Raw genomic sequence first — 25,098 nt, 5'->3', positions numbered from 1 at the left:
CAGGAACAAGACATGGTTCGTAAATATTTCGGGACGGACGGCATCCGTGGAACGGTGGGCCAGGCCCCCATCACGCCGGATTTCGTCCTGCGGCTGGCGCACGCGGTGGGCCGGGTGCTGCGGCGTACGGAGGAGAGGCCGACGGTGCTGATCGGCAAGGACACGCGCATTTCCGGCTACATGCTCGAGAGCGCGCTGGAGTCCGGCTTCAATTCGGCCGGGGTGGACGTGGTGCTGCTGGGGCCGCTGCCCACGCCCGGCGTCGCCTATCTCACGCGCGCTCAGCGGGCCAGCCTGGGCGTGGTGATCAGCGCCAGCCACAACGCCTACCCCGACAACGGCATCAAGTTCTTCAGCGCCCAGGGCACCAAGCTGCCCGACGAATGGGAACTGGCGGTCGAAGCCGCCCTCGACGAGGCTCCGGCCTGGGCCGATTCGGCCTCCCTGGGCAAGGCCCGGCGCCTGGAGGATGCGGCCGGCCGCTACATCGAGTTCTGCAAGAGCACCTTTTCCCAGGATCTCACCCTCAAGGGCACGAAGATCGTGGTGGATGCGGCGCATGGTGCGGCCTACCACATCGCGCCCAAGGTGTTCCACGAGCTGGGAGCCGAAGTGCTGGCCATCGGCTGCTCGCCCGACGGGCTCAATATCAACCACCAGGTGGGCGCCACCCATCCCGATGCGCTGGTGCGCGCGGTGCGCGCCAACCGTGCCGACTACGGCGTGGCCCTGGACGGCGATGCGGACCGCCTGCAGATGGTGGATGCCGCCGGCCGGCTCTACAACGGCGACGAACTGCTCTACCTGCTGGCGGCGGACCGCCTGTCGCGGGGGGAAAACGTTCCTGGCGTGGTGGGCACCCTGATGACCAACATGGCCGTGGAACTCGCGCTCAAGGCCGACGGCGTGGAGCTGGTCCGTGCCAAGGTGGGGGACCGCTATGTGCTGGAGGAACTGGCCCGCCGCCGCTGGCTGCTGGGCGGCGAGAGCTCCGGCCACCTGCTGGCGCTGGACCGGCACACCACGGGCGACGGCCTGATCAGCGCGCTGCAGGTGCTGCAGGCCTGCGTGCGGAGCGGCCGCAGCCTGGCGCGCACGCTGGAGCACGTGCGCCTGTTCCCGCAGGTGCTGGTCAACGTCCGGCTGCTGCCCGGCCAGGACTGGAAGGCCAACACCGTGCTGCAGGACGCCCTGAAATCGGTGGAAGCCGAGCTGGGCGCGCAGGGGCGCGTGCTGGTGCGGGCAAGCGGAACCGAACCGCTGCTGCGCGTGATGGTCGAGACCTCCGACGCGGACCGCGCCAGCCATTTCGCCCACCAGCTGGCCGACGCGGCCCGGGCGGGCTAGAAAGGCCCGTCCACAGCCACCGTCCGGGGTGGGGTGGGCAGTGCGCCGACGCGCCCGCGGCTCAGCCCGTGGGCTGGATCTTGCGCTGCCGCAGCAGCGGCGTGATGGCCTCCGCGGTCTGCGGCCGGCTGAAATAGTAACCCTGGGCCTCGTCGCACCCCTGCTGCCGCAGGTACTCCAGCTGTTCGGCCGTTTCCACGCCCTCGGCGGTGGTGCGCATGCCCAGGGCCTGGGCCATGCGGATGATGGCGCTCACGATGGCCCGGTCGTTGCTGTCCACGCCCAGGTCCCGCACGAAGGACTGGTCGATCTTCAGCTTGTAGATCTGGAAGCGCTTGAGCTGGCTCAGCGACGAGTAGCCGGTGCCGAAGTCGTCCATCGACATGCGCACGCCCCGGGCGTGGAGCTGGTCCATGGTGGCGATGGCCGAGCGCGGGTCGTCCACGGCGACGCCTTCGGTCAGCTCCAGTTCCAGGCGCTGGGGGTGCAGGCGGGTTTCGTCCAGGATGCGGCTGACCAGTTCGGGCAGCAGGGGCTGCCGGAACTGCAGGGCCGACAGGTTGACGGCCATGGACAGCCATTCCAGGCCCATGCCGTGCCAGGCCTGCAACTGGGCCAGGGCCGTGCGCATCACCCACTCGCCGATCTGCAGGATCTGACCGCTGTCCTCCGCGATCGGGATGAATTCGGCCGGGGACACGGGCCCGAGCTCGGGGTGGTCCCAGCGCAGCAGGGCCTCCACGCTGCGGATCTCGCCGCTGGCGATGGTGATCTGGGGCTGGTAGTGCAGGTGGAGCTGGTCGCGTTCCAGGGCACGGCGCAGCGCGTTTTCCAGCAGCAGGGCGCGAACGGACTGCGCCTGCATCTCCGGCGTGAAGAAGCGGTAGGTGTTGCGGCCGTCGAGCTTGGCGCGGTACATGGCCACGTCCGCGGACTGCGTCAGCGTGTCGAAGTCGCTGCCGTCGTCGGGGAAGAGGGCGATGCCCATCGAGGGCGCCATGGTGAGTTCGTGGTGGCCGATCTGGTAGGGCTGGCGCGAAGCCTGCTGCAGCTTGGTGGCCACGCGCGCCGCGCCATGGGCATTGGCGCCGGGCAGCAGCAGGATGAATTCGTCGCCGCCCAGCCGGGAGACCGTGTCCCGGTCGCGCACCACGGCGCGCAGGCGCTTGGCGATCTCCACCAGCAGCGCGTCGCCGACCCGGTGGCCCAGCGAATCGTTCACGTGCTTGAAGTGGTCCAGGTCGAGGAAGACCACCGCCAGCGGCGTGCCGTTCTCCTGTGCGACCCGGATCGCATGCTGGGCGCGCTCGGCCAGCAGCGTGCGGTTGGGAAGGCCGGTGAGCGGGTCGTAGTGCGCCAGCCAGTAGATGCGCTCCTGGTCGTGCTTGCGGTCGTTGATCTCCCGGTGCAGGCTCTCGACGGTTTCGCTGAGCTGGCGCGTGCGCTCCTGCACCTGGTGCTCCAGTTCCGCATGCATGCGCGCGAGTTCCGCCTGCGTCTTGCGCTGCGCGCTCACGTCCATGGCGATGCAGATGCAGCCCTGCTCGGGAAAGAGCGGATCCAGCGGCTGGCTGCGTACCTCGCACGTGACGGTGCTGCCATCCTTGGCGCGCAATTCCACCTCGCCGGTGAAGCCCGTGCCCGCGCCGTCCGGCCCGCTGCGGCTGTGGCGCTCCATGGTTTCCCAGTCGTCGTCGCTGAAATGCCGCTGGCGGGCCGAGCCTTCCGAGAGTTCGCCCGGTGCGTAGCCCAGCATCTGCTCGAAATGCCGGTTGCAGCGGGTGAGGCGGTTGTTGCGCACGAACGCGATGCCCACCATGGCATGGTCGAACAGCGCCTGCTTCTCCCGGATGGCCGCGTGCAGCCGGACCTGCGCGTGGCGCTGCTCGTCGATGTCGTCGACGATCCAGATCGATCCTTCGGACGTGTCCAGCGGGTTGATGAGGCGGCCCGTGAGGCTGGCCCAGAAGAGGCGGCCGTTCTTGCGCCGCATCTGGCACTCGCACCGGTACGGCAGCCCGAGGGACAGGGTGGGATAGGCCGCCCGGCCGAGGGCCCGGAAGGCTGCGGAGCTGGGGTAGAGGCTCTGGCTGCTCAGCCCGATCGCCTCGCGGGTCGATGCGTAGCCGAATATTTCCGCGTAGCGCGGATTGCAGCGCACCACCTGCCGCTGCCGGATGAACACGATGCCCACGCCGGCGCTGTCCAGCAGCGTCTGCTGCTCGCGCAGGAGTCGCTCCACGGCAGGGCCGTCAGATGTTCCCAGGACAGGCAGGGACCGGACTTTGGTGAAGGACATGGCGAGGGGTGCCGGCCTCGGGCGGCCGGCAGGGGTCACAAAGTGTAGCAGCGGGCCACCGCCGGGCGGACAGGGCAATCCAGTAGAGAAAGGGGGCGTGCTGCGCGCGGGATCACTCCGGCGGGTGGGACGGGCCGTGGCGAGAGGTGGCTGTCATGAACGCGCCATCGCAGCGACACCGACATGTCATGCGCCGCTGCGACATTGTCCAGCGCGGCCTTGCCGGGCAGGGCTGCGATGGTTCAACGGTTCACCGGGAGTAATTCGTGAGCGACCTTCCTGTCCCCACCCTGTCACTGTCCCCCGATATGCCTTTCCGGAGGTCGCTTCATCGACCGGGTCCTGGGGAGGTTCCAGCGCCAAGGCAAGGCCAGGGCGCGGTGGCGCCCATCGAGGCTTCCTGGGCGCGCGACGCTGCCGAAGTCCGGGAAGCCCAGCGCCTGAGATACCTCGTGTTCGCAGGGGAAATGGGCGCGCGCCTGAGCACGTCCGTTCCCGGCCACGACGTGGATGCGTTCGACGCCTACTGCGAGCACCTGCTGGTGCGCGACGTGGAGACGCGGGCCGTGATCGGCACCTACCGCGTGCTCACGCCCGCCCAGGCGCAGCGCGCGGGCGGCCTGTACAGCGACACCGAATTCGACCTGTCGCGACTGGACCACCTGCGCGGGCGCATGGTGGAACTGGGCCGCAGTTGCGTGCATCCCGATTACCGCCATGGTGGCGTCATCATGACCCTGTGGGGTGCGCTGGCGGACTTCATGGTGCGCAACGGGCTGGACATGATGATCGGCTGCGCGAGCATCCCCATGCTGCACAACGGCGTGCTCAGCGGAAACGCTGCCGCCAGCATCTGGAACCAGCTCAAGGCCGGTTACATGGCGTCCCCCGAATACGAGGTGCAGCCCCGCCTGCCGCTGCCGGTGGAGCAGCTCGACGGCTCGCTGCCGGTGGAGCCGCCTGCTCTGATCAAGGGCTACCTGCGCCTGGGCACCCGGGTGCTCGGCGCGCCTGCCTGGGATCCGGATTTCAACACCGCCGACCTGCCGATGCTGATGCGCATCGAGGATCTTCCCTCCCGCTACCGCAAGCACTTCCTTGGATGACCGGTGCACGGAGCCGGGATGATCGTTGCAAATCTGTTCGTGACAGCGTCGATGACATGTCATGAAAATGTCATGGTCGAGACTAATACTAAAACTGATTCCGGTACTGACAATTTGCCTCCCATGCACTCTTCGCCCACGCTCTCCCCAGAACCGGCTTCCTCCGCAGGCGCGCAGGACCTCCTGGCGGTCTCCGAGCCCCTGTCCGATGCATCCGGCATCGCGTTACTCAATCGCGACCACAGCATCCTGGCATTCAACGAGCGGGTATTCGACTGGGCGACGCGCATCGACGTGCCCCTGCTGGAGCGACTGCGCTACCTGTGCATCGTGTCGTCCAACCTCGACGAGTTCTTCGAGGTGCGCGCCGCGCCGCACATCACGGCGGCGCAGAGCGGCGAGACCAAGGGCCCTTATACGGTGGCGTCCTTCGAGGCGCTGTCCACCAAGGCGCACGACCTCGTGGCCCGCCAGTACACGCTCTACAACGAGTCGCTGATGCCCGCCTTCGCGGAGCAGGGCATCCACATCGTCTCCCATGGCGAGCGCTCTCCCGAGCAGCGCCGCTGGGTGCGCGAGTATTTCGAGCGGGAGGTGCGCCCGCTGCTGGTGCCCGTGGGTCTGGATCCCGCCCACCCGTTCCCGCAGGTGGCGAACAAGTCGCTGAACTTCATCGTGCGGCTCAAGGGCAACGACGCTTTCGGACGCGAGAACGAGATCGCCATCGTCAAGGTGCCGCGCGTGCTGCCGCGGCTGGTGCGGCTGCCCGTCAAGGTGGCACCGCAGGGGGCCCATTGCGTCAGTCTGTCCAGCATTGTGCGGGCACATCTGAGCGAGCTGTTCCCCGGGCGCGAGGTGACGGAGTTCTCCCAGTTCCGCGTGACGCGCCATTCCGACCTGGCCGTGGACGAGGACGATGTGCGCAACCTGCGCACGGCGTTGCGCCAGGGGTTGCAGCACCGCCATTACGGCCAGGCCGTCCGCCTGGAGGTTTCGGCCAGTTGCTCGCGCTTTCTCTCCGATTTCCTGCAGTCGCAGTTCGCGCTGCCCGATGCGGCGCTGTTCCGCGTCCACGGCCCCGTGAACCTGGTGCGGCTCACGCAGTTGCTGGACCTGGTCAACGAGCCGACGCTGCTGTTTCCGCCCTGGCGGGCGGCCTGGCCCCGGCAGGTGCAGGCGGGTTCGCCGCTCATGGAGCAGATCCGGCGCCGCGACATCCTGGTGCACCAGCCGTTCGAGAGCTTCGACTCGGTGCTGCAGTTCCTGCGCGAGGCCGTGAACGATCCGCAGGTGCTGGCCATCAAGCAGACCATCTACCGCACGGGCGCGGATTCCGAGATGATGGAGCTGCTGCGCGAAGCCGTGCGCCGCGGCAAGGAAGTGATGGCCGTCGTGGAGCTGAAGGCGCGGTTCGACGAAGAAGCGAACATCAACTGGGCGGAGGCGCTGGAGTCCATCGGTGCACAGGTGGTCTATGGGGTGGTGGGCCTCAAGACGCACGGCAAGATGCTGCTGGTGACCCGCCGCGAGGGCAAGCAGCTGCGCCGCTACGGGCATCTCTCCACGGGCAACTACAACCCCCGCACGGCACGGCTCTACACCGACCTGAGCTATTTCACGGCCGATGCGGACACGACGGCCGACATGGATGCCGTGTTCAACCACCTGGCCAGCCAGAACAAGCTGCCCCGGCTCAAGCGCCTGGTGATGGCGCCTTTCCACCTGCACCGGCAACTGCAGGAAATGATCGTGGCCGTGGGCGATGCCGCCGCGCGCGGGGAAGACGCGCGCATCGTGGCGAAGATGAATGCCCTGACCGACGAGGCGATCATGAACGCGCTCGTCGTCGCCGGGCAGAAAGGTGCGCGCATCGACCTGATCGTGCGCGGTGCCTGCATGCTGCCGGCGCAGCGCGAGGGCGTGACCGACAACATCCGCGTCCGCTCCATCATCGGGCGGTTCCTGGAGCACACGCGGGTGTTCTATTTCCGGGCGGGCGACACGGAGCAACTGCTGCTGTCCAGCGCCGACTGGATGAACCGCAACATGCTGCGGCGCGTGGAGCTCGCCTGGCCGGTGGACGATCCCGAACTGCGCCAGCGGATCATCGACGAGTGCCTGGTCGCCTACCTGCACGACGACAAGGATGCATGGACGCTGCAGTCCGACGGCTCCTATGCGCGGGCACCGCACCCTGTATCGGGCCATGGCGCGCAGCAGGCGCTGATGCTGCGCTACGGCCCGTCCGGCGCTGCGCCCTCGGCGGCCCGGACATGATGGACCTGATCCTGTGGCGGCATGCCGAGGCGGAGGAGCCTCGCGAAGGCGATGAGGACCTGCAGCGGCCGTTGACGCCCCGCGGCGAGAAGCAGGCCGCGCGCATGGCGGCCTGGCTGGACCGCCAGCTGCCGGACGGCCTGCGCGTGCTGGCGAGTCCGGCCGTGCGGACCGAGGCCACGGCCAAGGCGCTGGGGCGCAAATACAAGCTGCGTGCGGAACTGTTGCCCGGAGGTACCGCGGCGGACCTGCTGGAACTGGTGCAGTGGCCGCACGCGCGCGGCGCGGTGCTGGTCGTGGGGCACCAGCCCATGCTGGGGCAGGCCGCGGCCGAACTCCTCGGCCTGCGCTCACCGGATTGCGCCATCCGCAAGGGCGCCGTGTGGTGGCTGCGCCGGCGCGCGCGCGCCGAGGTGGCGGAAACCATCCTCATGGCCGTGCAGGCGCCGGATTTCCTGTAGTACGGGCAGGCTGTCAGGCCTTGCCGGCGGTGCGCGCCTTGGGGGCCTTGGCAGGCTTGGCTGCCACTGCGGTCTCGGCCGGCTCGGACTTCGGGCGGCCCGTCTTGATGGACGGAATGGCCTGCATGGCCCTGGCCAGCGCGGCATCGGACAGGCCGGCCAGCAGCACGAGGCCTGCGCGCAGCAGCTCGCTCTTCTTCGCGGGTGTTCCCAGCAGCGCCAGGCGCTGCTTCAGCCCTTCGATCGCGGCGTACTCTTCCTTCGGGATCGTGAAGCTGTCGCGCACCAGCTTGGGCTTCTTCGCCTTGGCCTCGCGCACGGCGGGTTCCTGCCTGACGGCGGGCTTGCTCTTGGCTGCCGCGGGTGCACTGCTGCGCTTGCCTGCCGCACGGGGGGGCTTGGCGGCCTTCTCGTTCTTGACGGACTTCGTGGCGGATGCCGGTGCAGCTGCCGGCATGGAGGCCGCTTCGGCGGCAGCAGGGACGGGGGCGGAAGAGGTGGTGTCGGACATGGCAGGCCATCCAGAGTAAAACGATATAAACAGTTTATACCGTTATGGATGAGTCTGCATGTTTTTGCAGCTTTGTGCTGCCGGGCGTCAGGGCAATTCGGCCACGAATTCCCAGGCGGTTCTCTGCCACGCGGTGCCTTCCTCGCGCAGCAGGTGGGCCGATTGCGGATAGGCTGCGGCCCAGCCGGGGCGGGCGGACGCGACGAAGCGGTGGCCGTCCCGTACCAGTGCCACACCTTCCAGGTCCGGATCGCGGCGGGCATGGCACAGGGCGACGGCCATGCGCAGGCAGGCGAGCTGGTGGGCCAGGCGCGGATCGTCGAGGTCGGCCTCGAGCTTGCGCACCTTGCCCCGGTGGCCCTGCACGAGCCGGGCGAGGTGGCGCAGTTCCGACACGGAGAAACCCGCCGCGTCGGTGTGGTCCAGGAGGTAGGCGCCATGGTGGTGGTGGTCGCCATGGGAGACGATGCAGCCGATTTCGTGCAGTTGCGCGGCCCAGACGAGTTCCCTGTGGGTCTGCTCTGCGCCGCCGGGGCAGGCCTGCTGGTGGAGCAGGGCGGCCGTGCGGGACACGCGTCCGGCATGCCGCGCGTCCACGCGGAACCGCTCCATCAGCCCGAGCACGGTGGAGGAGCGCACATCGCCCGCATGCAGTTCGCGGTCGAGCAGGTCGTACAGCACACCCTGGCGCAATGCGCCCTGGGCCACCTGCATCTCCCGGATGTCCAGCAGGTCGAACACGGCACGCAGCACGCTCAGGCCGCCACCGATCACCGGCCGGCGGTCCTCCTTCAGGCCCTCCAGCCGCACCTTGTCCACCGTGCGGGCGCGCAGCAGTTGCTCCTGCAGCCAGTCCAGCCCGGCGCGCGTGATCAGGCCGGGCGGGCCGCCCAGAACGGCCAGGATGTCGCCGATCGCGCCGGCGGTGCCGGAAGAGCCATAGGCCACATCCCAGGCCTGGGGCCGGTAGGTGTTGAGCGCCTCGTCCAGCACGGCCTTGGCGGCGATCTCCGCGGTGCGGAAGGCTTCCGGGGTGAAGGCTCCGTCAGGGAAGTAGCGGCTGGACCAGGCCACGCTGCCGACGCGGAACGAGGCGACGGTATCGGCCGAGAAGCCATGGCCCAGGATCAGTTCCGTGGAGCGGCCGCCGATGTCCACCACCAGCCGGCGTTCGTCCGACTGCGGCAGCAGGTGGGCCACGCCCTGGTAGATCAGGCGGGCCTCCTCGGGGCCGGAGATGACGTTGATCGGGTGGCCCAGCAAGGCACTGCCGCGCTGCAGGAAGGCGTCGCGATTGCGCGCCTCGCGCAGCGTCTGGGTGGCGACGGCGCGCACCCTTTCGGCCGGAAATCCCTTGATGCGTTCGGCGAAACGCGCGAGACAGTCCCAGCCGCGTTGCATGGCTTCGGGCGTGAGGTTGCGTTCCTCGTCCAGGCCGTTGCCCTGGCGAACGGTTTCCTTCAGGTATTCGATCCTGCGTACCAGCCCGTGCTCGAAGCGTCCGATTTCGAGGCGAAAGCTGTTGGATCCGAGATCCACCGCGGCGAGCAATGTTCCGTCGTGCATGTTGTCGCGCCTTGCGCGCTGGTTTTTCTGGCGGCGCAGCATAGCACTCCCTTTTCCCGTGCCGGAGGCAAAGCGGGTGCGCACCCGCGGGCAAGGCCTGCCCGGAGGGTGGTCGGTGGGTGCCGCACGGCGGGTGGCCCAGGTGGCCGGCGCCGGCATGCAGCCTTGTCGCGGATGTCCAGAGTAAGGCGAAATCATGACATTCGCGTGACTTTCGGGTGCGGAAAGGCAGCCGCTTTCCCTCGGCAAGCCATCCGTGACACGCTGGACGGCGCGTCACAGTCCTGTCATAAAGCACTCCTACAGTCCGCACCACTGATTCTTTTCAACCAAGAGGTTCCCTCATGAAACTGTCTGTGATTCGGATTCTGGTGTCGGGTGTCGTCTCGGCGGGTGCGTTCTCCGCCGCGTGGGCCCAGCAGGAGGCCACGGGCGCCGGCGCCAGTTTCCCCGCTCCGCTGTATTCCAAGTGGGCGGCCGATTACAACAAGGCAACCGGTGTCAAGATCAACTACCAGTCGGTGGGTTCCGGCGCCGGCCTGCGCCAGATCGAGGCGAAGACGGTGGACTTCGGCGCATCCGACGCCCCCCTGAAGGACGAAGACCTGGCCAAGAAGGGCCTGGTGCAGTTCCCCACCGTGATCGGCGGCGTCGTGCCGGTGGTCAACATCAAGGGCATCGCCCCCGGCCAGATCAAGCTGAGCGGCCAGGTGCTCGGCGACATCTACCTGGGCAAGGTGACCAACTGGTCCGACCCGGCCATCAAGTCCCTCAACCCCGGCGTGAACCTGCCGGACGCGCAGATCGCCCCGGTGCGCCGCGCCGACGGCTCCGGCACCAGCTTCATCTTCACGAACTACCTGTCGAAGGTGAATGACGAGTGGAAGACGAAGGTGGGCGAAGGCACGGCCGTGAACTGGCCCACCGGCGCGGGCGGCAAGGGCAACGAAGGCGTCGCAGCGTTCGTCGGCCGCCTGCCGAACTCCATCGGCTACGTCGAGTACGCCTACGTCAAGCAGAACAAGCTGACCTACGTGCAGCTGCAGAACGCCGACGGCGCCTTCGTCTCGCCCGACGATTCCGCCTTCAAGGCCGCTGCCGCCGGGGCCGACTGGTCCAAGAGCTTCTACCAGATCCTGACGAACCAGAAGGGCAAGGAATCCTGGCCCATCACCGGTGCCACCTTCATACTGCTGCAGAAGGTCCAGGACAAGCCTGCCCAGGCCGCCACGTCGCTGAAGTTCTTCGACTGGGCCTACAAGAACGGCGACAAGACCGCCGCCGACCTGGACTACGTGCCCATGCCCGACAGCGTGAAGGCCATCGTGGTCAAGTCCTGGGATGAGATCAAGGACGCTTCCGGCAAGGCCATCCCGCTGAAGTAAGTCCCCGGGCCGCCCCTGCCGCGCAGGCGGGGCGGCCGCAAACCTGAAAAGGCCACCCTCCGTGTCCAGCACCATGTCCGCACCTCCCGCGACGCCGCTGCAGCGCAGCGCCAGCGCTCCCCGAACCACTCCACCGTCCCGCGCGCCACTGCTCTCCGGAGCGGTGGCGGACCGCATTTTCGCGTGGCTCGCCCGGGGCGCTGCCATGCTGACCCTGGCGCTGCTGATCGGCATCCTGGTCTCGCTCGTGATCGGCGCCTGGCCGTCCATCCACAAATACGGCGTGAGCTTCCTCGGCCGCAGCGTGTGGGACCCGGTGCAGAACGACTACGGCGGTCTGGTCATGATCTACGGCACGCTGGCCACATCGATCATCGCGCTGCTCATCGCCGTGCCCGTGAGCTTCGGCATCGCGCTCTTCCTCACGGAACTGTCCCCCGCCTGGCTCAAGCGGCCCCTGGGAACCGCCATCGAACTGCTGGCCGCCGTGCCCTCCATCGTCTATGGCATGTGGGGGCTGATGGTGTTCGGCCCCATCCTCGCCACCTGGGTGCAGCAGCCCCTGCAGTCGCTGCTGTCGGGCGTTCCCTACCTGGGCGCCCTGGTGTCCGGCCCGCCCGTGGGCATCGGCATCCTTTCGGCCGGGATCATCCTGGCCATCATGATCATCCCGTTCATCGCCTCGGTGATGCGCGACGTGTTCGAAGTCACTCCCGCGCTGCTCAAGGAATCCGCCTATGGCCTGGGCTCGACGACCTGGGAAGTGGTGTGGAAGGTCGTCCTTCCCTATACGAAGACCGGCGTGCTGGGCGGCGTCATGCTGGGCCTGGGCCGCGCCCTGGGCGAAACCATGGCCGTCACCTTCGTGATCGGCAACATGAACCAGCTCGATTCGCTGTCGGTCTTCCAGGCTGCCAACAGCATCACCTCGGCGCTGGCCAATGAATTCGCGGAAGCCGGCGAAGGCCTGCACCAGGCGTCGCTGATCTACCTGGGCCTGGTGCTGTTCTTCATCACCTTCGTGGTGCTGTCGCTGTCCAAGATCCTGCTGTCGCGCCTGCAGAAGAACGAAGGAGCCCGCTCGTGAGCACCTCGCAGCAACTCATTTCCGCGGCCCAGCTGGCCAGCGACCGCCAAGCGCGCTATGCCCGCCGCAAGCGCGTGAACACCATCGCCCTGGGCCTGTCCCTCGCGGCCATGGCGTTCGGCGTGTTCTGGCTGATCTGGATCCTCTGGGAAACCATCCGCCTGGGCGTGGGCGGCCTGAGCGTGACGCTGTTCACGCAGATGACCCCCCCGCCCAACGAGGTCGGCGGCATCTCCAACGCCATCTTCGGCTCCGTCGTGATGGTGGTGCTGGCCACGTTCGTGGGCACGCCCATCGGCATCATGGCCGGCGTGTACCTCGCCGAATACGACAAGCGCAGCTGGCTGGCCTCGTCCACCCGCTTCGTGAACGACATCCTGCTGTCGGCACCCAGCATCGTGATCGGCCTCTTCGTGTATGCCGTGGTGGTCGCCCGATTCAAGAGCTTCTCCGCCTATGCCGGCATCCTGGCCCTGGCGCTCATCGTCATCCCGGTGGTGATCCGCACGACCGAGAACATGCTGATGCTCGTGCCCGCCAGCCTGCGGGAAGCCGCCTATGCCCTCGGCACGCCGAAGTGGAAGGTGATCATCCTGGTCACGCTGCGCGCTGCCCGCGCCGGCGTCATCACCGGCGTGCTGCTCGCCGTGGCCCGCATCGCCGGCGAGACCGCTCCGCTGCTGTTCACCGCGCTCAACAACCAGTTCTGGAATGCCGACCTGTCCAAGCCCATGGCCAGCCTGCCGGTGACCATCTTCAAGTTCGCGATGAGCCCCTACGAGAACTGGCAGGAGCTGGCCTGGGCCGGCGTGTTCCTGATCACCCTCGCCGTGCTCGGCCTCAACATCCTGGCCCGCGTGCTGACGCGCCAGAAGTCCTGAGACAAACCCATCCGCCACAGATCGGACCCTTTCCCATGTCCACGAAAAACACCGGCGCCGCCGGCACCTCCAAGATCACGGTTCGCGACCTGAACTTCTACTACGGGAAGTTCCATGCCCTGAAGGGCATCAACCTGGACATTCCCGAGAAGAAGGTCACGGCATTCATCGGCCCGTCGGGCTGCGGCAAGTCCACGCTGCTGCGCACCTTCAACCGCATGTACGAGCTCTACCCCGAGCAGCGCGCCGAAGGCCAGATCCTGCTGGACGGCGAGAACCTGCTGACCAGCAAGCAGGATGTGGCCCTGATCCGCGCCAAGGTCGGCATGGTGTTCCAGAAGCCGACGCCGTTCCCGATGTCGATCTACGACAACATCGCCTTCGGCGTGAAGCTGTTCGAAAGCCTCAATGCCACGGACATGGACGACCGCGTGGAGTGGGCGCTGCGCAAGGCCGCCCTCTGGAACGAGGTCAAGGACAAGCTGCACCAGAGCGGCTCGGGCCTGTCCGGCGGGCAGCAGCAGCGCCTGTGCATCGCGCGCGGCATCGCCATCAAGCCCGAAGTGCTGCTGCTCGACGAGCCGTGCTCGGCGCTGGACCCGATCTCCACGGCCAAGGTCGAGGAACTGATCGCCGAACTGAAGAACGAATACACCGTGGTGATCGTCACGCACAACATGCAGCAGGCAGCCCGCTGCAGCGATTACACGGCCTACATGTACCTGGGTGACCTGATGGAGTTCGGCGAGACCGAACAGATGTTCTTCAAGCCCCAGCGCAAGGAAACCGAAGACTACATCACCGGCCGTTTCGGCTGAACGGACGAGGAGACTCCGCATGCCCGAGAAACACCTTTCCTCCCAGTTCGACAGCGAACTCAACAGCATCTCCGCCCGCGTGATGGAGCTCGGCGGACTGGTCGAATCCCAGATCCGCCAGGCCATCTACGCACTGTCGCAGTTCAGCGTGGAGGCGGCCGACCAGGTCTCCGCCACCGAGCACCGCGTGAACGCGATGGAGGTCGAGATCGACCATGAACTCTCGTCCATCATCGCGCGCCGCCAGCCCACGGCCCGCGACCTGCGCCTGCTGATCGCCTTCTCGAAGGCCACGGCGAACCTCGAGCGCATGGGCGACGAGGCCAACAAGATGGCCCGCATGGTCAAGTCCATCATCGAGAGCGGCTCCGCCCGCTTGCTGCCCACCACCGACCTGCGCGTCGCGGCCGACCTGGCGTCGGGCCTGCTGCGCAAGGCCCTGGATGCGTTCGCCCGCCTCGACACCAAGGCGGCCGTGGCCATCCTGAAGGAAGACGACCTCATCGATCGCGAGTTCGACGGCTTCGTGCGCAAGCTCATCACCTACATGATGGAAGACCCTCGCACGATTTCCGCGAGCCTGGACCTGCTGTTCCTGGCCAAGGCCATCGAGCGCATCGGCGATCACTCCAAAAACGTGGCCGAACTCATCATCTACCTCGTCAAGGGCAAGGACGTGCGCCACACGGCCCTCGAGGAGATCGAGTCGGCCGTGCTCTGAAAGGCCTGTCCCTCCATGAAGAGACTTCCCCGCGTACTCATCGTCGAAGACGAATCCGCCATCGCCGAACTGATCGCCGTCAACCTGCGCCACAACGGTTTCCAGCCCATCTGGTCCGAGGACGGCGAGTCCGCCCAGCGCGAGCTGGATGCGGTTCTACCCGACGTCATCCTGCTGGACTGGATGCTGCCCGGCCAAAGCGGCCTGCAGCTCGCGCGCAAGTGGCGCGCGGATGCGCGCACCAAGCCCATTCCCATCCTGATGCTCACGGCGCGTGGCGACGAGCCCGACAAGGTGGCCGGGCTCGACGCGGGTGCGGACGACTACATCACCAAGCCGTTCTCCACCCAGGAACTGCTGGCACGCATCCGCGCCGTGCTGCGGCGCCGGGCGCCCGAGCAGGCCACCGACACCGTGGCCATCTCCGACCTGATCCTGGACGCAGGCACCTACCGCGTGACCTACCAGGGGCAGCAGCTCAAGATCGGCCCGACCGAGTTCAAGCTCCTGCACTACCTCATGAAGCATCCCGAACGCGTCCACAGCCGGGCGCAACTGCTCGACAAGGTGTGGGGCGACCATGTCTTCATCGAGGAGCGCACGGTGGACGTGCACGTCAAGCGCCTGCGCGAGGCCCTGGGCGTCGCCGGCGCCATGGTGGAGACCGTGCGCGGCGCGGGCTACCGGCTGACGGCCCAGCCTGCCGCCCTGATGCGGGCCTGACCGCCGGCCGGGGCCGCCCGCGGGCGGCCCCCCTTTTCGTTATCTGACAACAAGGCAGCGGAGTGCGGACGGGGTGGGGCCCCGCGGAGCCTCCCGGATTCCATGGTTTGGCGTTGCATCTTCTTCCTGTCCTTCCAGGTCGCAGGCCTCTTGCTCGGCTGGTTCTGGGGTGGCTTCCATGGCGCGGTGGCGACCGTTTTCGCGGGCGTCTGGCTCTGGTTCCTCTGGGATCTCTGGCGCGGCTCCCGCGTGCTGCGCTGGCTGCGCGACGGGGACCTGGCCAGTTGCCCCTCGCTCAAGGGCGTCTGGGGCGAGGTCGCCGACAGGACCCGCCGCCTGCTGCGCCAGAACCAGGCCGACATCGCCGCCAGCGATGCGCGCCTGCAGGAGATCCTCGCGGCCCTGCAGGCGACGCCCAATGGCGTGGTGCTGCTCGATGCCGAGGGACACATCGAGTGGTGCAACCAGATCGCGGTCACGCAGTTCGCGCTGGACGCCGCGCGCGACATGGGCCAATCGATCGGCAACCTGCTGCGCGACCCTGAATTCAGCGCCTACTACGCCGCCCAGGATTTCTCCAGGGACGTGGTGCTGCAGGGGCGCGAGAGCACGGCTTCGCGGCCGGTACGCATTTCCGTCCACCTGCACCCGTACGGTGACGGCCGCAAGCTGCTGCTGTCGCGCGACGTGACGGCGCTGGAGCAGGCCGAGGCCATGCGCCGCGATTTCGTGGCCAACGTGTCACACGAGATCCGCACGCCGCTCACCGTCCTCATGGGCTTCGTGGAAACCCTGCAGACGCTGCCGCTGTCCTCTGAAGAACGCGCACGCTACCTGAACATGATGTCGCAGCAGGCCGGCCGGATGCAGAGCGTGGTGCAGGACCTGCTGACCCTGTCGCGCCTGGAGGGCAGCCCGCCGCCGGGCCTGACCGAATGCACGCCGGTGGATGCGCTGCTGCGCCGCTGCGAAGACGAGGCCCGCGGCCTGTCCGCGCTGCTCACCCGCAGCCAGTCGGCGGGCCATGTGCTGGAGTTTCCGCCGGCCGAGGCGCTGCAGGGCGCCGGGCAACTGGTCGGGGTGGCGGCCGAACTGCAGAGCGCGCTCGCGAACCTGATCGGCAATGCCGTGCGCTATACGCCCGCTGGCGGCCGCATCACCGTGGCATGGGAGACGCTGGCCGACGGCAGCGGCCGCTTTTCGGTGCGGGACACGGGGCCCGGCATCGAGGCCGTGCATATCCCGCGGCTGACCGAACGCTTCTACCGCGTGGACCGCAGCCGCTCGCGCGACACCGGCGGCACCGGGCTGGGCCTGGCCATCGTCAAGCACGTGGTGCAGCGCCATTCGGCGTCGCTGGGCATCGAGAGCACCGTGGGCAAGGGCTCCGTGTTTTCCGTGACGTTCCCGCCGCACCGCATCCAGCGCGGTGCCGCGGTGCGCAGCGCACCGGCTAAGCCTGCCCTGCCGAAGCCGGGTGCAAGTCCGGCGAGCGGGCCTTCCGCAATGCCCTCGCCAGCATCGCAATGAACACCGCGGCCGTCAGGCCCAGCGCCAGCGCCCCGCCGATCCAGAAGGCGGCGGGCGATTGCTGCGGCGGATGCCCGGCAAAGCCCACATAGGCCAGGACATAGCCTGCAGGAAGCCCGGCGCCCCAGAGCAGCACTCCGTAGGTGGCCAGCGGAGCGATGGTGATCCGGTAGCAGCGCAGGGCGAACGCACAGAAGGTCTGCAGCGCATCGGCGACATGGTAGGCCGCGACCCAGGCCAGCAGCCCGCGGGCCATGTCCAGGACATCGGGGGAGGAGGTATAGAGGCCGGCCAGGCCGTCGCGTGCCAGGAGGAGGAGCCCGGACAGCACGAGGGCGATGGTGCCTGCCATGCGCAAGCCCATCCAGGCCACCCTCCGGGCGACCGCCTCGTCCGCGCGGCCGCGCCAGTAGCTGACCCGGGCGCTGGTGGCGATGGCCAGCGAGAGCGGGACCATGTAGAGCACGGCGGTGAGGTTCGAGGCGATCTGGTGGGCCGCGGCCGCCACCGTGCCCTGCCGGGCGATGAACAGCGCCATCAGCGTGAAGGAGGTGACCTCCACCATCACGGCCAGCCCCGCGGGAACGCCCAGCCGCGCGAAGCGCCCGATCTGCGCCGGGTCGGGGCGCTCCATGCGCTTCCAGAGCGCCAGCGGCGCGTACATCGGCGAGGAGCGGACCAGCCACAGCGCGATGCCCAGCAGCAGGTAGTTCACGACCAGCGTGGCCCAGGCGCACCCGACGGCGCCCTGCGCGGGCAGGCCGGCGAACCCGAAGGTGAAGCCGATGGACAGGGGGATCTTCACGGCCAGCGAACCCAGTTGCAGCCAGGTGACCAGCTGCGGACGTCCCAGGGCCTGGTTGAGCGTGGTGTAGAGACGGAAGGCCAGGGCCGGCGGCAGGGCCGCGGCCAGCACCGTGAGGTAGCGGCCCACCTCGGTGCGCAGATCGGCGGGCACCTCCGTCCAGCGCAGGATGGCGCCGGGCGACAGCAGCACGGCGATGCCCAGCAGGCTCGCGAGGGCGCAGAGGTACAGGGCCTGGCGCACCGTGCGGCCGATCTCGGCCGTGTGGCCCGCGCCGCGCTGCTCCGCCCAGATGGGCAGCAGCGCCTGCAGCACGCCCATGAGGGCGACATAGACGCTCACATAGACGGCCGAGCCGATCGAGAGCGCGGCCAGGGAGGAGGGCGCATGGCGGCCGGCGACGATGGTGTCGGTCACGCCGAACGCCATCACGGCGAGCTGCCCCGCCAGCACGGTGGCCGCGTGGCGCGCGACCTGGGCGCGCTCGGACGGCATCAGGGCTGCCCGGCCGCGGGGGGCCGGCGGCGCAGCACCAGGAGCTGGTCGTTCTTGTCGGTCGGGCGCGGCAGCACCGCGGCACGGTGCCACCCGCGGCCGCGGGCCAGTTCGTGGACCGTGGCCTGCACGCCGGCGTCGGCCACCAGCCACTCGCACGGGCTTTCCCGCACTTCCGAGGGAAGCGCCACCGGCTGCAGGCTCCAGCCGCCGTGGTATTGCAGCCCGGCGATCTGGGCACGGCTCAGGCCATAGACGAGCACGCACCCCGGCTCGGGGCCAAGCACGCGCGCAAGATTCTCCACCTGCGGCCGGTAGCTGCGGCCGTAGTCCAGTATGGGAAGAAAGAGCGTGTTGAGCAGCAGCCATGCGAGCGTGGCACCACTGGCCGGCAACACGAGGCTCTTCCAGATTTCCGTGCGGTTGCGCGAGGCGCGCCACCATGCCAGTGCGCACCAGACGGCAGTGGCGGCCAGCGCCACGCCGAAAGCCATGGCGGAAAAACCCGTGGGATAGCCGGGGGCGAGCTTGGCCACGTTGGCTGCCGGCTTCGCGGGCACGCCCGTCTGCACGGACACCCAGATCACCCAGATGGTGATGGCCGACACGCTGAAGAACAGCAGGGTGAACCAGTCGATCAGCGAAGCGATGGCGCGGCGCAGCGTGGGCAGCGCGAACGCAGCCAGCGTGGCCAGGGCGGGCAGCCCGAGCAGCAGGGCCCGGTCGGCGGGGCTCGTCGTCAGGCAGCCCGCGACGGTGACACCCACGAACCACAGCGGGAGCAGCAGGTGGCGGTGGAGCGTACGGCTCAGGATCTGCCGGCGCCAGCGCCAGATCGTCCACAGGGCCAGGGGCCATGCGGGCCACGCGAACCAGACCAGCAGGCGTGCGAGGCTGCCCCACTCCTTGACCTCGCTGGCCGGAAGGATGCGCCAGCGCCACAGGTCCAGCGCCGTGGACAGCGCCGCCACGAGCAGGACCGGCAAGGCCAGGGCGAGTCCCCACACCCACCCGGGCCGTGTGGGGCCCAGGGAATCCTGCTCGGCAGGATCGCGGGCGGTGCAGGCCACCAGCAGCGCGCTGCCGCCACCGAGCAGGGCCGCCATGGTCGGTGCGCCGCTCAGGGCCAGCCCGAGCAGGCCGAGGCTGGCGGCCGCCAGGGCAATGGGCGGGCGGCGCGGCAGGCTGGCCGCGGCAAAGAACAGCAGTGCCGTGCAGGCCAGCTGCGAGAGATAGCTGGTGACCTCGTGGGACAGCTGGGCGAGCCCCAGGCAGGCCAGCAGCGCGAGCAGCGCGCCGTCGGCCATGGCCCGCGCGTAATCCGACGGGGAGGCCTCCCCGCCGAAGGCGAAGGCCACGGGCTGCGCGCCAGGGCTGCGCGCGAGGTGGTACATGCCCCACCAGGTCGCGGCGAGCGTGAGCGCCAGCAGTGCGACGAATGGCAACCGGGCGGCCATGTCCGCGGACAGCCAGTCGGGTGCGGCCCGCACGGCCAGCGCGCCGAGCCAGTAGGGCAGCAGTCCGTCGGTGTCGGGCGCCATGCCGCCCAGGGCCGGAGACATCCAGGGCGTGTTCCCCCGGGCCAGTTCCATCATGTAGCCGAATGCGGTCACGTCCGCGTTCTTCCAGGGCGAGCGGGCCACGAAGCCGGGCACGACATAGGCCAGGCACAGCAGCAGCAGCGCCCAGCGCGGCAGCGGCCGCACGGCGTCCTGGGTCACGATGGCGGGGGTCGGAGGATTCACGCGTTCAGTGCCGAAAAAATCGATCGAGAATAAAGGCAAAAGCCTGCGCGGGGCCAGCCGGGATGCCGGGCAGTAAAAAAGGCAGCGCGGACGTGCCGGGCTGCCTTTGGCGGGATGCGGGGGTGGAATGCCATGCGGCCATCCGTGCCGCCCCGGGTCCGGTGGACCGCTGGATTACTTCGCGGCGGCCGTCTTGCCGAAGCGGTTGCGGAAGCGCTCGACGCGACCGCCCATGTTGTCCACCGACTTCTGCGTGCCGGTGTAGAAAGGGTGCGATTCGCTGGAGGTGTCCAGCTTGAAGAGCGGCAGTTCGCGGCCGTCGTCGGTCTTGCCGGTTTCCTTGGTGTTCACGCAGGAACGGGTGACGAACTTGAAGCCATTGGACAGGTCCACGAAGAGCACTTCGCGGTAGTTGGGGTGAATGCCTTCTTTCATGGCATGGTCCTTTCTGGGGGGCTGCTGCGGTAGCCACGCCGCACCCATTGCGACGCACTTTCCGCTTCGAAAAAGCCTACCATTATCGCATAACCGCGCAATGAAGCGCCAGCCCCGGGCACGGGGCCTTCCATGGGAACCCCTCCATCTTGCGTCTGCTGCACACTTCCGACTGGCACCTGGGCCAGCATTTCATGGGCAAGAGCCGCCAGGCCGAGCACCGTGCGTTCATCGACTGGCTGGCCGGGCGGGCGGCCGGCTGCCAAGCGGATGCCGTGCTGGTCGCCGGGGACGTGTTCGACACCGCCGCCCCGCCTAGCCATGCGCGCGAACTCTACCATCACGCCGTGCTGGCCCTGCGGGAAGCGGGGTGCGCGCTGGTGGTGCTGGGCGGCAACCACGATTCGGTCGCGGTGCTGGGCGAAAGCCGCGCGCTGCTCGCGCAGCTCGGCACGCGGGTGGTTCCGTGCGCGGCCGACAGCCCGGACGAGCAGGTCCTGGTGCTGCACAAGCGCACGGGCGGGCCGGGCGCGGTGCTCTGCGCCGTACCCTACCTGAGGGCCCGGGAGCTGCTGCTGAGCCTGCCCGGCGAGAGCGCCCTGGACAAGCGGCAGGCCCTGCAGGAGGCCATCCGCGGCCACTACCACGCCCTTTTCGACCTGGCGCGCGAGCGCAGCGAATCCCTGGGCGGCCTGCCGATCGTGGCCACCGGGCACCTGGCAACCGTGGGCGCCTCGGGCGGCGAGGCCGTGCGGGAGATCTACGTGGGCACGCTGGAGGCCTTTCCGACGGACGCCTTCCCGCCGGCCGACTACATCGCGCTGGGGCACATCCACCAGCCGATGAAGGTCGGTGGCCAGGAGCACATCCGCTATTGCGGCTCGCCCATCGCGCTGGGATTCGACGAGGCGGGCCAGCGCAAGGAAGTGCTGCAGGTCGATTTCGACCTGGCGGGCCTGCAGGCGGTCACCGCGCTGCCGGTGCCGTGCTTCCAGCCCATGGCATCCCTGCGGGGCAACCTGCAGGAGCTGGCTGCCGCGCTGGGGCAGGCTGCAGGGGCGGGCACGGCCGAGAGTCCCGTCTGGCTCGACGTGGAGGTGGTGGGGGACGATTACCTCGCCAGCCTGCAGGCGCGCATCGCCGCGATGGCCGAAGGCCTGCCGGTGGAGGTGCTGCGCGTACGCCGGGCACGGGCGGGAGCGGTCCCTGCATGGGCCCCGGTGGCCCGCGAAACCCTGGATGAGCTCGATCCCGCCGAGGTGTTCCAGCGCCGGCTGGGGGCGGAATCGATCGACGAAGCGCTCCGGGAGCGGCTGGCGGCGCTGCACGGCCGGGTACTGTCCGGGCTGCGGGAGGAGGGCGCCGCATGAAGATCCTGGCACTGCGCCTGAAGAACCTCAACTCCCTCAAGGGCGAGTGGCGCATCGACTTCACGGCGCCTCCTTTCTCCGAGGGTGGGCTGTTCGCGATCACCGGGCCGACGGGCGCGGGCAAGACCACGCTGCTGGATGCGATCTGCCTGGCGCTCTACCACCAGACGCCGCGCATCGGCGGCGTGTCCCAGGGCGGCAACGAACTCATGACGCGGCATACCGCGGACTGCCTCGCGGAGGTGGAGTTCGAGGTGCGTGGCAGCCGCTACCGCGCGTTCTGGAGCCAGCGGCGGGCGCGCGACAAGCCCGGTGGCGCGCTGCAGCCTCCGCAGGTGGAGCTGGCGCAGGTGCTGTCGGCCGACGGTGCCGCGCGGCCGCTGACGCACAAGGTGCAGGAAAAGCTGCAGCAGGTCGAGACCCTGACCGGACTCGACTTCGGGCGCTTCACCAAGTCGATGTTGCTTGCCCAGGGGGGCTTCGCCGCCTTCCTGGAGGCGCCGGCCGGCAAGCGCGCCGAACTGCTGGAGGAACTGACGGGCACGGACATCTACGGAAAGATCTCGCAGCGCGTTCATGAATGCGCGCGGGACGCCCGGTCGGCACTGGAGGCGGCGCGTGCCAGGGCGGGCGGCGTGGCGTTGCTGGACACCGCGGAACGCGACGCGCTGGCGCAGGAGTCCGAGGCGCTGGAAGAGCAGTTGCGGGTTTTGCGCGATCGGCGTGCGGCCACCCAGGGAGAGCGCGACGCGCTGGTGGCCGTGGAGCGTGCGCGGGAACGCGTGGCCGATGCGGACCGGCAGGTGCGCGATGCGGGCGCGGCCTGGGCCGCACGGGACGCCGATGTACAGCGCCTGCTGCGCGCGGAGCCCGCGATGCGGCTCGAACCCCTGCACGCGGCCTGGCTGGCCGCGGTGCAGGACGAGCGGACGGTAACTTCCCGCCTGCAGGAGACCGGGATGCAGGCGCAGCAGGCCCGGGCCCGGCATGCGGCGGTGCTGCGCCGGGCCGAGGCCCTGGCGCGGCAGGTGTCGGCCCTGCGGCATGCCGGGTGGCAGGCGGACCGTGACGCGCTGGCCGGGCTGGAGGCGGAAGGCATCGATGATCCGCGGCATGCGGCGCTCGCGGCGCGGCTGGGCGAGTGGAGCGCACGGTTCCAGGCGCTGGCCGGGCTGCAGGAAGACATCCACCGCCTGGAGGGGCAGCGCGAGGGCCAGACCATCCGCCGCGCGCAGGAGCGGCAGCGGCAGCAGGCCGCCGCCGAGGCGCGCCTGCAGGCCCAGGCAGCCCTCGCGGGTGCCCGCGAGGCCCTGGAGCAGGCGGAGGGCGAATACCTCCGGCAGCTGGCCGGCCATGACGAGGCCCACTGGCAGCAGGAAACCCTGCGCCTCGTGGAAGAAGGCCATGCCTGGACAGACGCCCGGAATCTCCTGGCCCGCAGGGAGGCACTGTCGGCGCAGCGGAGCCGTCGCGTGAAGGCGGGGGCGGACCGACAGGCCCGGATGAGCGCGCTGGAGACGGCATTGCGCGGGCTGGACGGCCGGCGGCGGGAACTGCAGCAGGGCCTGCGCGACCTGGAGCGCCTGCTGGAGCAGGAGCGGCGCATCCAGTCGCTGGAGTCCCACCGCCGGCAGTTGCGCCCGGGCGAGGCCTGCCCGCTCTGCGGCTCCGGGGAGCATCCCGCCATCGGTGCCTACGAAGCCCTGGATGTCTCCGTGACGCAAACCCGCCTGGAGGACGCCAGGCGGGCCCTGGAGGCACTGGACCACGAGTGCCGGACGGCAGAGACCGAGCTGGCGGCATTGCGCGCGCAGGAGACCCGGGCTGGCGAGGACGAGGCCGAGGACGGGCGCGCCCAGGACGAATGGCAGGCGCAATGGGCGGCGCGGTGCGCGGTGCTGGCATGGCCTGCCGACCAGCTCGATGGGGCTGCACTGGATGCGGCGCAGCGCCGGCATGCCGGACTCCTGGAGCAGGCGCGCACGCAGGTGGCTGCGTTGGGCGCGGCGCGGGACAGGGCCGAGGCGGCGCGACGGAGCGTGCAGCAGGCCGAGCGGGAGGCCGCCACGGCGGAACAGGCCCTTGCGCTGGCGGAGAAGGATGTGCAGGTGGCGGGCCGCGAATTGCAGGCCCTGGACGAGGCCCTGGAGCGCCAGACTGCCGCGCTGCAATCGGGGCGGCAGAACCTGGAGCGCGATCTGGCCGGACAGGGATACACCCTGCCGCAGGATCCCGAACCCTGGCTGCGCGAACGCGGCCGCGATGTGCAGGCCTGGGATGCGGCCTGCCGGCGACGGCAGGAACTGCAGGCACAACTGCCCCTGCGCCACGATGCCGCCGAAAACGCCGCGGCGGTGGCGCGGCAGTGGGCGGAGCGGCTGGCCGCGCTGCCGGCATCGCCTGCGCGGCCTGGCGACGGGGAAGCCGGGGACGGTGCCATCGATGCCGGCGCTGTCCGGGACGTGGCACGGCTGGAAGGCTGGCTGCAGCAGGCGGCGCAGTCGGTGCGTTCCTGCGAGGACACCCTGGCATCGCTGGGTGGCACCGAGCGCGAACTACAGCGGGCCGAGGCCGAAGCGGCCGGGCAGGTCCGCCAGCGGGCCGCTGCCTGGGAGGCCGCGCTGGCGGCCAGCCCGTTCGCGGATGCGCAGGCTTTCCTGGACGCCCGGATGGAGCCCGCCGAGCGGCAGGCGCTGCAGGAGTCCGTGGACCGTACCCGGCAGGCATGGGTGGCTGCCCAGGCGCTGCACACCGAGGCCGGGCAGGCGCTGGAGCGTCTGCTGGCCACTGCGCCATCGCAGCGCGGCCTGCCGGAGGTGGACGAGGAACTGGCGGCCTGGGAGTCGCAGGGCCTGGCGGCAGCGCAGCGCCAGGGGGCGATCGCCGGCCAGCTGCACGAGGATGGCTTGCGCCGGGAAGGCCTGCAGGCCCTGCTGGCGGAGATCGCGGCGCAGGAGTCCGAGGCCGAGTCCTGGCAGCACCTCAATGGGCTGATCGGGTCCGCCGACGGGGCCAAGTACCGCAAGTTCGCCCAGGGCCTCACGCTGGACCACCTGGTGCACCTGGCCAACCTCCGGCTGCAGCGGCTGCATGGGCGCTACCTGCTGGCGCGGCGCGCGGGCGGCGACCTGGAGCTGGAGGTGATCGATACCTGGCAGGCCGATGTGGCCCGCGACACGCGCACCCTGTCCGGCGGCGAGAGCTTCCTGGCGAGCCTGGCACTGGCTCTGGCGTTGTCCGATCTCGTGAGCCACAAGACGCGCATCGACTCGCTCTTCCTCGACGAAGGTTTCGGCACCCTCGACGGCGACACGCTCGAAGTCGCGCTGGATGCGCTGGACAGCCTGCAGTCCGGCGGCAAGACCATCGGCATCATCAGCCACGTGGAAGCCGTGAAGGAGCGCATACCCGTGCAGATCCGCGTGCGCAAGGGCGTGGGCCTGGGCTACAGCGCGCTGGAGCGGCGCTTCGCCGTGGCCGGCGGCACCTGACGCCGGCATGCCGGAATACGAAAGGGCCCCGCCGCGTTGCCGTGG

At 69.3% G+C, this 25,098-nt stretch carries 19 protein-coding genes; 13 read left to right on the top strand and 6 right to left on the bottom strand.

Translation table 11 applies throughout. The features are described 5' to 3' along the window. Positions 1 to 12 precede the first annotated feature (12 nt). Complete coding sequence (glmM, locus tag ACGHC0_RS13630) at positions 13 to 1,347, top strand: phosphoglucosamine mutase (protein WP_415265849.1); 1,335 nt, start codon at positions 13 to 15, stop codon at positions 1,345 to 1,347. Positions 1,348 to 1,408: 61 nt separating this feature from the next. Here the strand turns inward: glmM and ACGHC0_RS13625 are convergent, their stop codons facing one another. Continuing rightward, positions 1,409 to 3,646, bottom strand: coding sequence for an EAL domain-containing protein (locus ACGHC0_RS13625; RefSeq protein WP_368351508.1), 2,238 nt, complete (start codon positions 3,644 to 3,646; stop codon positions 1,409 to 1,411). 266 nt (positions 3,647 to 3,912) lie between these two features. On the opposite strand from ACGHC0_RS13625, the gene ACGHC0_RS13620 reads away from it, so the two are divergent. From ACGHC0_RS13620 to ACGHC0_RS13610, 3 genes are all read left to right on the top strand, one after another. After that, positions 3,913 to 4,752, top strand: coding sequence for a GNAT family N-acetyltransferase (locus ACGHC0_RS13620; protein WP_368351507.1), 840 nt, complete (start codon positions 3,913 to 3,915; stop codon positions 4,750 to 4,752). Between the two features lie 123 nt (positions 4,753 to 4,875). Further along, positions 4,876 to 7,029 carry a polyphosphate kinase 1 gene (ppk1, locus tag ACGHC0_RS13615; protein WP_368351506.1) on the top strand — a complete coding sequence of 718 codons (2,154 nt, stop codon included), beginning with the start codon at positions 4,876 to 4,878 and terminating at the stop codon, positions 7,027 to 7,029. After that, complete coding sequence (locus tag ACGHC0_RS13610) at positions 7,026 to 7,490, top strand: SixA phosphatase family protein (RefSeq protein ID WP_053845258.1); 465 nt, start codon at positions 7,026 to 7,028, stop codon at positions 7,488 to 7,490. Before ppk1 ends, ACGHC0_RS13610 begins: the two co-directional genes overlap by 4 nt. A 13-nt stretch (positions 7,491 to 7,503) precedes the next feature. Here ACGHC0_RS13610 and ACGHC0_RS13605 read toward each other — a convergent pair whose 3' ends face one another. Together ACGHC0_RS13605 and ACGHC0_RS13600 are read right to left on the bottom strand one after the other, a co-directional pair. Then, entirely contained in the window at positions 7,504 to 8,001 is a 498-nt protein-coding gene (locus tag ACGHC0_RS13605) for a hypothetical protein (protein ID WP_368351505.1), read from the bottom strand. An 87-nt stretch (positions 8,002 to 8,088) separates the two neighbouring features. Continuing rightward, on the bottom strand, positions 8,089 to 9,567 hold the full coding sequence (locus tag ACGHC0_RS13600) for an exopolyphosphatase (RefSeq protein ID WP_368351504.1): 1,479 nt from the start codon (positions 9,565 to 9,567) through the stop codon (positions 8,089 to 8,091). Positions 9,568 to 9,911: 344 nt separating this feature from the next. On the opposite strand from ACGHC0_RS13600, the gene pstS reads away from it, so the two are divergent. The 7 genes from pstS to phoR all read left to right on the top strand — a co-directional run bounded on the left by pstS (position 9,912) and on the right by phoR (position 16,712). Beyond that, on the top strand, positions 9,912 to 10,952 hold the full coding sequence (gene pstS, locus ACGHC0_RS13595) for a phosphate ABC transporter substrate-binding protein PstS (protein WP_368351503.1): 1,041 nt from the start codon (positions 9,912 to 9,914) through the stop codon (positions 10,950 to 10,952). A gap of 73 nt (positions 10,953 to 11,025) precedes the next feature. Next, on the top strand, positions 11,026 to 12,039 hold the full coding sequence (pstC, locus tag ACGHC0_RS13590; protein ID WP_225980150.1) for a phosphate ABC transporter permease PstC: 1,014 nt from the start codon (positions 11,026 to 11,028) through the stop codon (positions 12,037 to 12,039). Then, positions 12,036 to 12,920, top strand: a complete 885-nt coding sequence (pstA, locus tag ACGHC0_RS13585) for a phosphate ABC transporter permease PstA (RefSeq protein ID WP_368351501.1) — start codon at positions 12,036 to 12,038, stop codon at positions 12,918 to 12,920. The genes pstC and pstA overlap by 4 nt, the downstream gene beginning before the upstream one ends. 35 nt (positions 12,921 to 12,955) lie before the next feature. Further along, the gene (gene pstB / locus ACGHC0_RS13580) at positions 12,956 to 13,738 is read left to right on the top strand and encodes a phosphate ABC transporter ATP-binding protein PstB (RefSeq protein WP_013594986.1); all 783 of its coding nucleotides are present in this window, start codon (positions 12,956 to 12,958) and stop codon (positions 13,736 to 13,738) included. Positions 13,739 to 13,757: 19 nt separating this feature from the next. Then, a complete protein-coding gene (gene phoU / locus ACGHC0_RS13575; RefSeq protein WP_107129544.1) occupies positions 13,758 to 14,459 on the top strand; it encodes a phosphate signaling complex protein PhoU in 702 nt (233 codons plus the stop codon). A gap of 15 nt (positions 14,460 to 14,474) precedes the next feature. Then, positions 14,475 to 15,182, top strand: coding sequence for a phosphate regulon transcriptional regulator PhoB (gene phoB / locus ACGHC0_RS13570; protein WP_013594984.1), 708 nt, complete (start codon positions 14,475 to 14,477; stop codon positions 15,180 to 15,182). 102 nt (positions 15,183 to 15,284) lie between these two features. Continuing rightward, on the top strand, positions 15,285 to 16,712 hold the full coding sequence (phoR, locus tag ACGHC0_RS13565) for a phosphate regulon sensor histidine kinase PhoR (RefSeq protein ID WP_368351499.1): 1,428 nt from the start codon (positions 15,285 to 15,287) through the stop codon (positions 16,710 to 16,712). On the opposite strand, the gene ACGHC0_RS13560 is transcribed toward phoR, so the two are convergent. From ACGHC0_RS13560 to ACGHC0_RS13550, 3 genes are all read right to left on the bottom strand, one after another. Further along, positions 16,636 to 18,012, bottom strand: a complete 1,377-nt coding sequence (locus ACGHC0_RS13560; protein WP_368351498.1) for an MATE family efflux transporter — start codon at positions 18,010 to 18,012, stop codon at positions 16,636 to 16,638. The genes phoR and ACGHC0_RS13560 overlap by 77 nt on opposite strands. Continuing rightward, entirely contained in the window at positions 18,012 to 19,757 is a 1,746-nt protein-coding gene (locus ACGHC0_RS13555) for a hypothetical protein (RefSeq protein ID WP_415265848.1), read from the bottom strand. The genes ACGHC0_RS13560 and ACGHC0_RS13555 overlap by 1 nt, the downstream gene beginning before the upstream one ends. A 174-nt stretch (positions 19,758 to 19,931) precedes the next feature. Beyond that, the gene (locus tag ACGHC0_RS13550; RefSeq protein ID WP_013594980.1) at positions 19,932 to 20,192 is read right to left on the bottom strand and encodes a type B 50S ribosomal protein L31; all 261 of its coding nucleotides are present in this window, start codon (positions 20,190 to 20,192) and stop codon (positions 19,932 to 19,934) included. Between the two features lie 149 nt (positions 20,193 to 20,341). On the opposite strand from ACGHC0_RS13550, the gene sbcD reads away from it, so the two are divergent. Both sbcD and ACGHC0_RS13540 read left to right on the top strand, forming a co-directional pair. Further along, positions 20,342 to 21,562, top strand: coding sequence for an exonuclease subunit SbcD (gene sbcD / locus ACGHC0_RS13545; protein WP_415265847.1), 1,221 nt, complete (start codon positions 20,342 to 20,344; stop codon positions 21,560 to 21,562). Further along, the gene (locus tag ACGHC0_RS13540) at positions 21,559 to 25,053 is read left to right on the top strand and encodes an AAA family ATPase (protein ID WP_415265846.1); all 3,495 of its coding nucleotides are present in this window, start codon (positions 21,559 to 21,561) and stop codon (positions 25,051 to 25,053) included. Before sbcD ends, ACGHC0_RS13540 begins: the two co-directional genes overlap by 4 nt. The last annotated feature ends 45 nt before the right edge of the window (positions 25,054 to 25,098 follow it).

Origin of the sequence: Acidovorax sacchari (assembly GCF_042847045.1) — a bacterium.
Taxonomy (GTDB): domain Bacteria; phylum Pseudomonadota; class Gammaproteobacteria; order Burkholderiales; family Burkholderiaceae_C; genus Paracidovorax; species Paracidovorax sacchari.
Note: the sequence above shows the minus strand (reverse complement) of the source record. Positions and strands in the feature narration are given on the sequence as shown.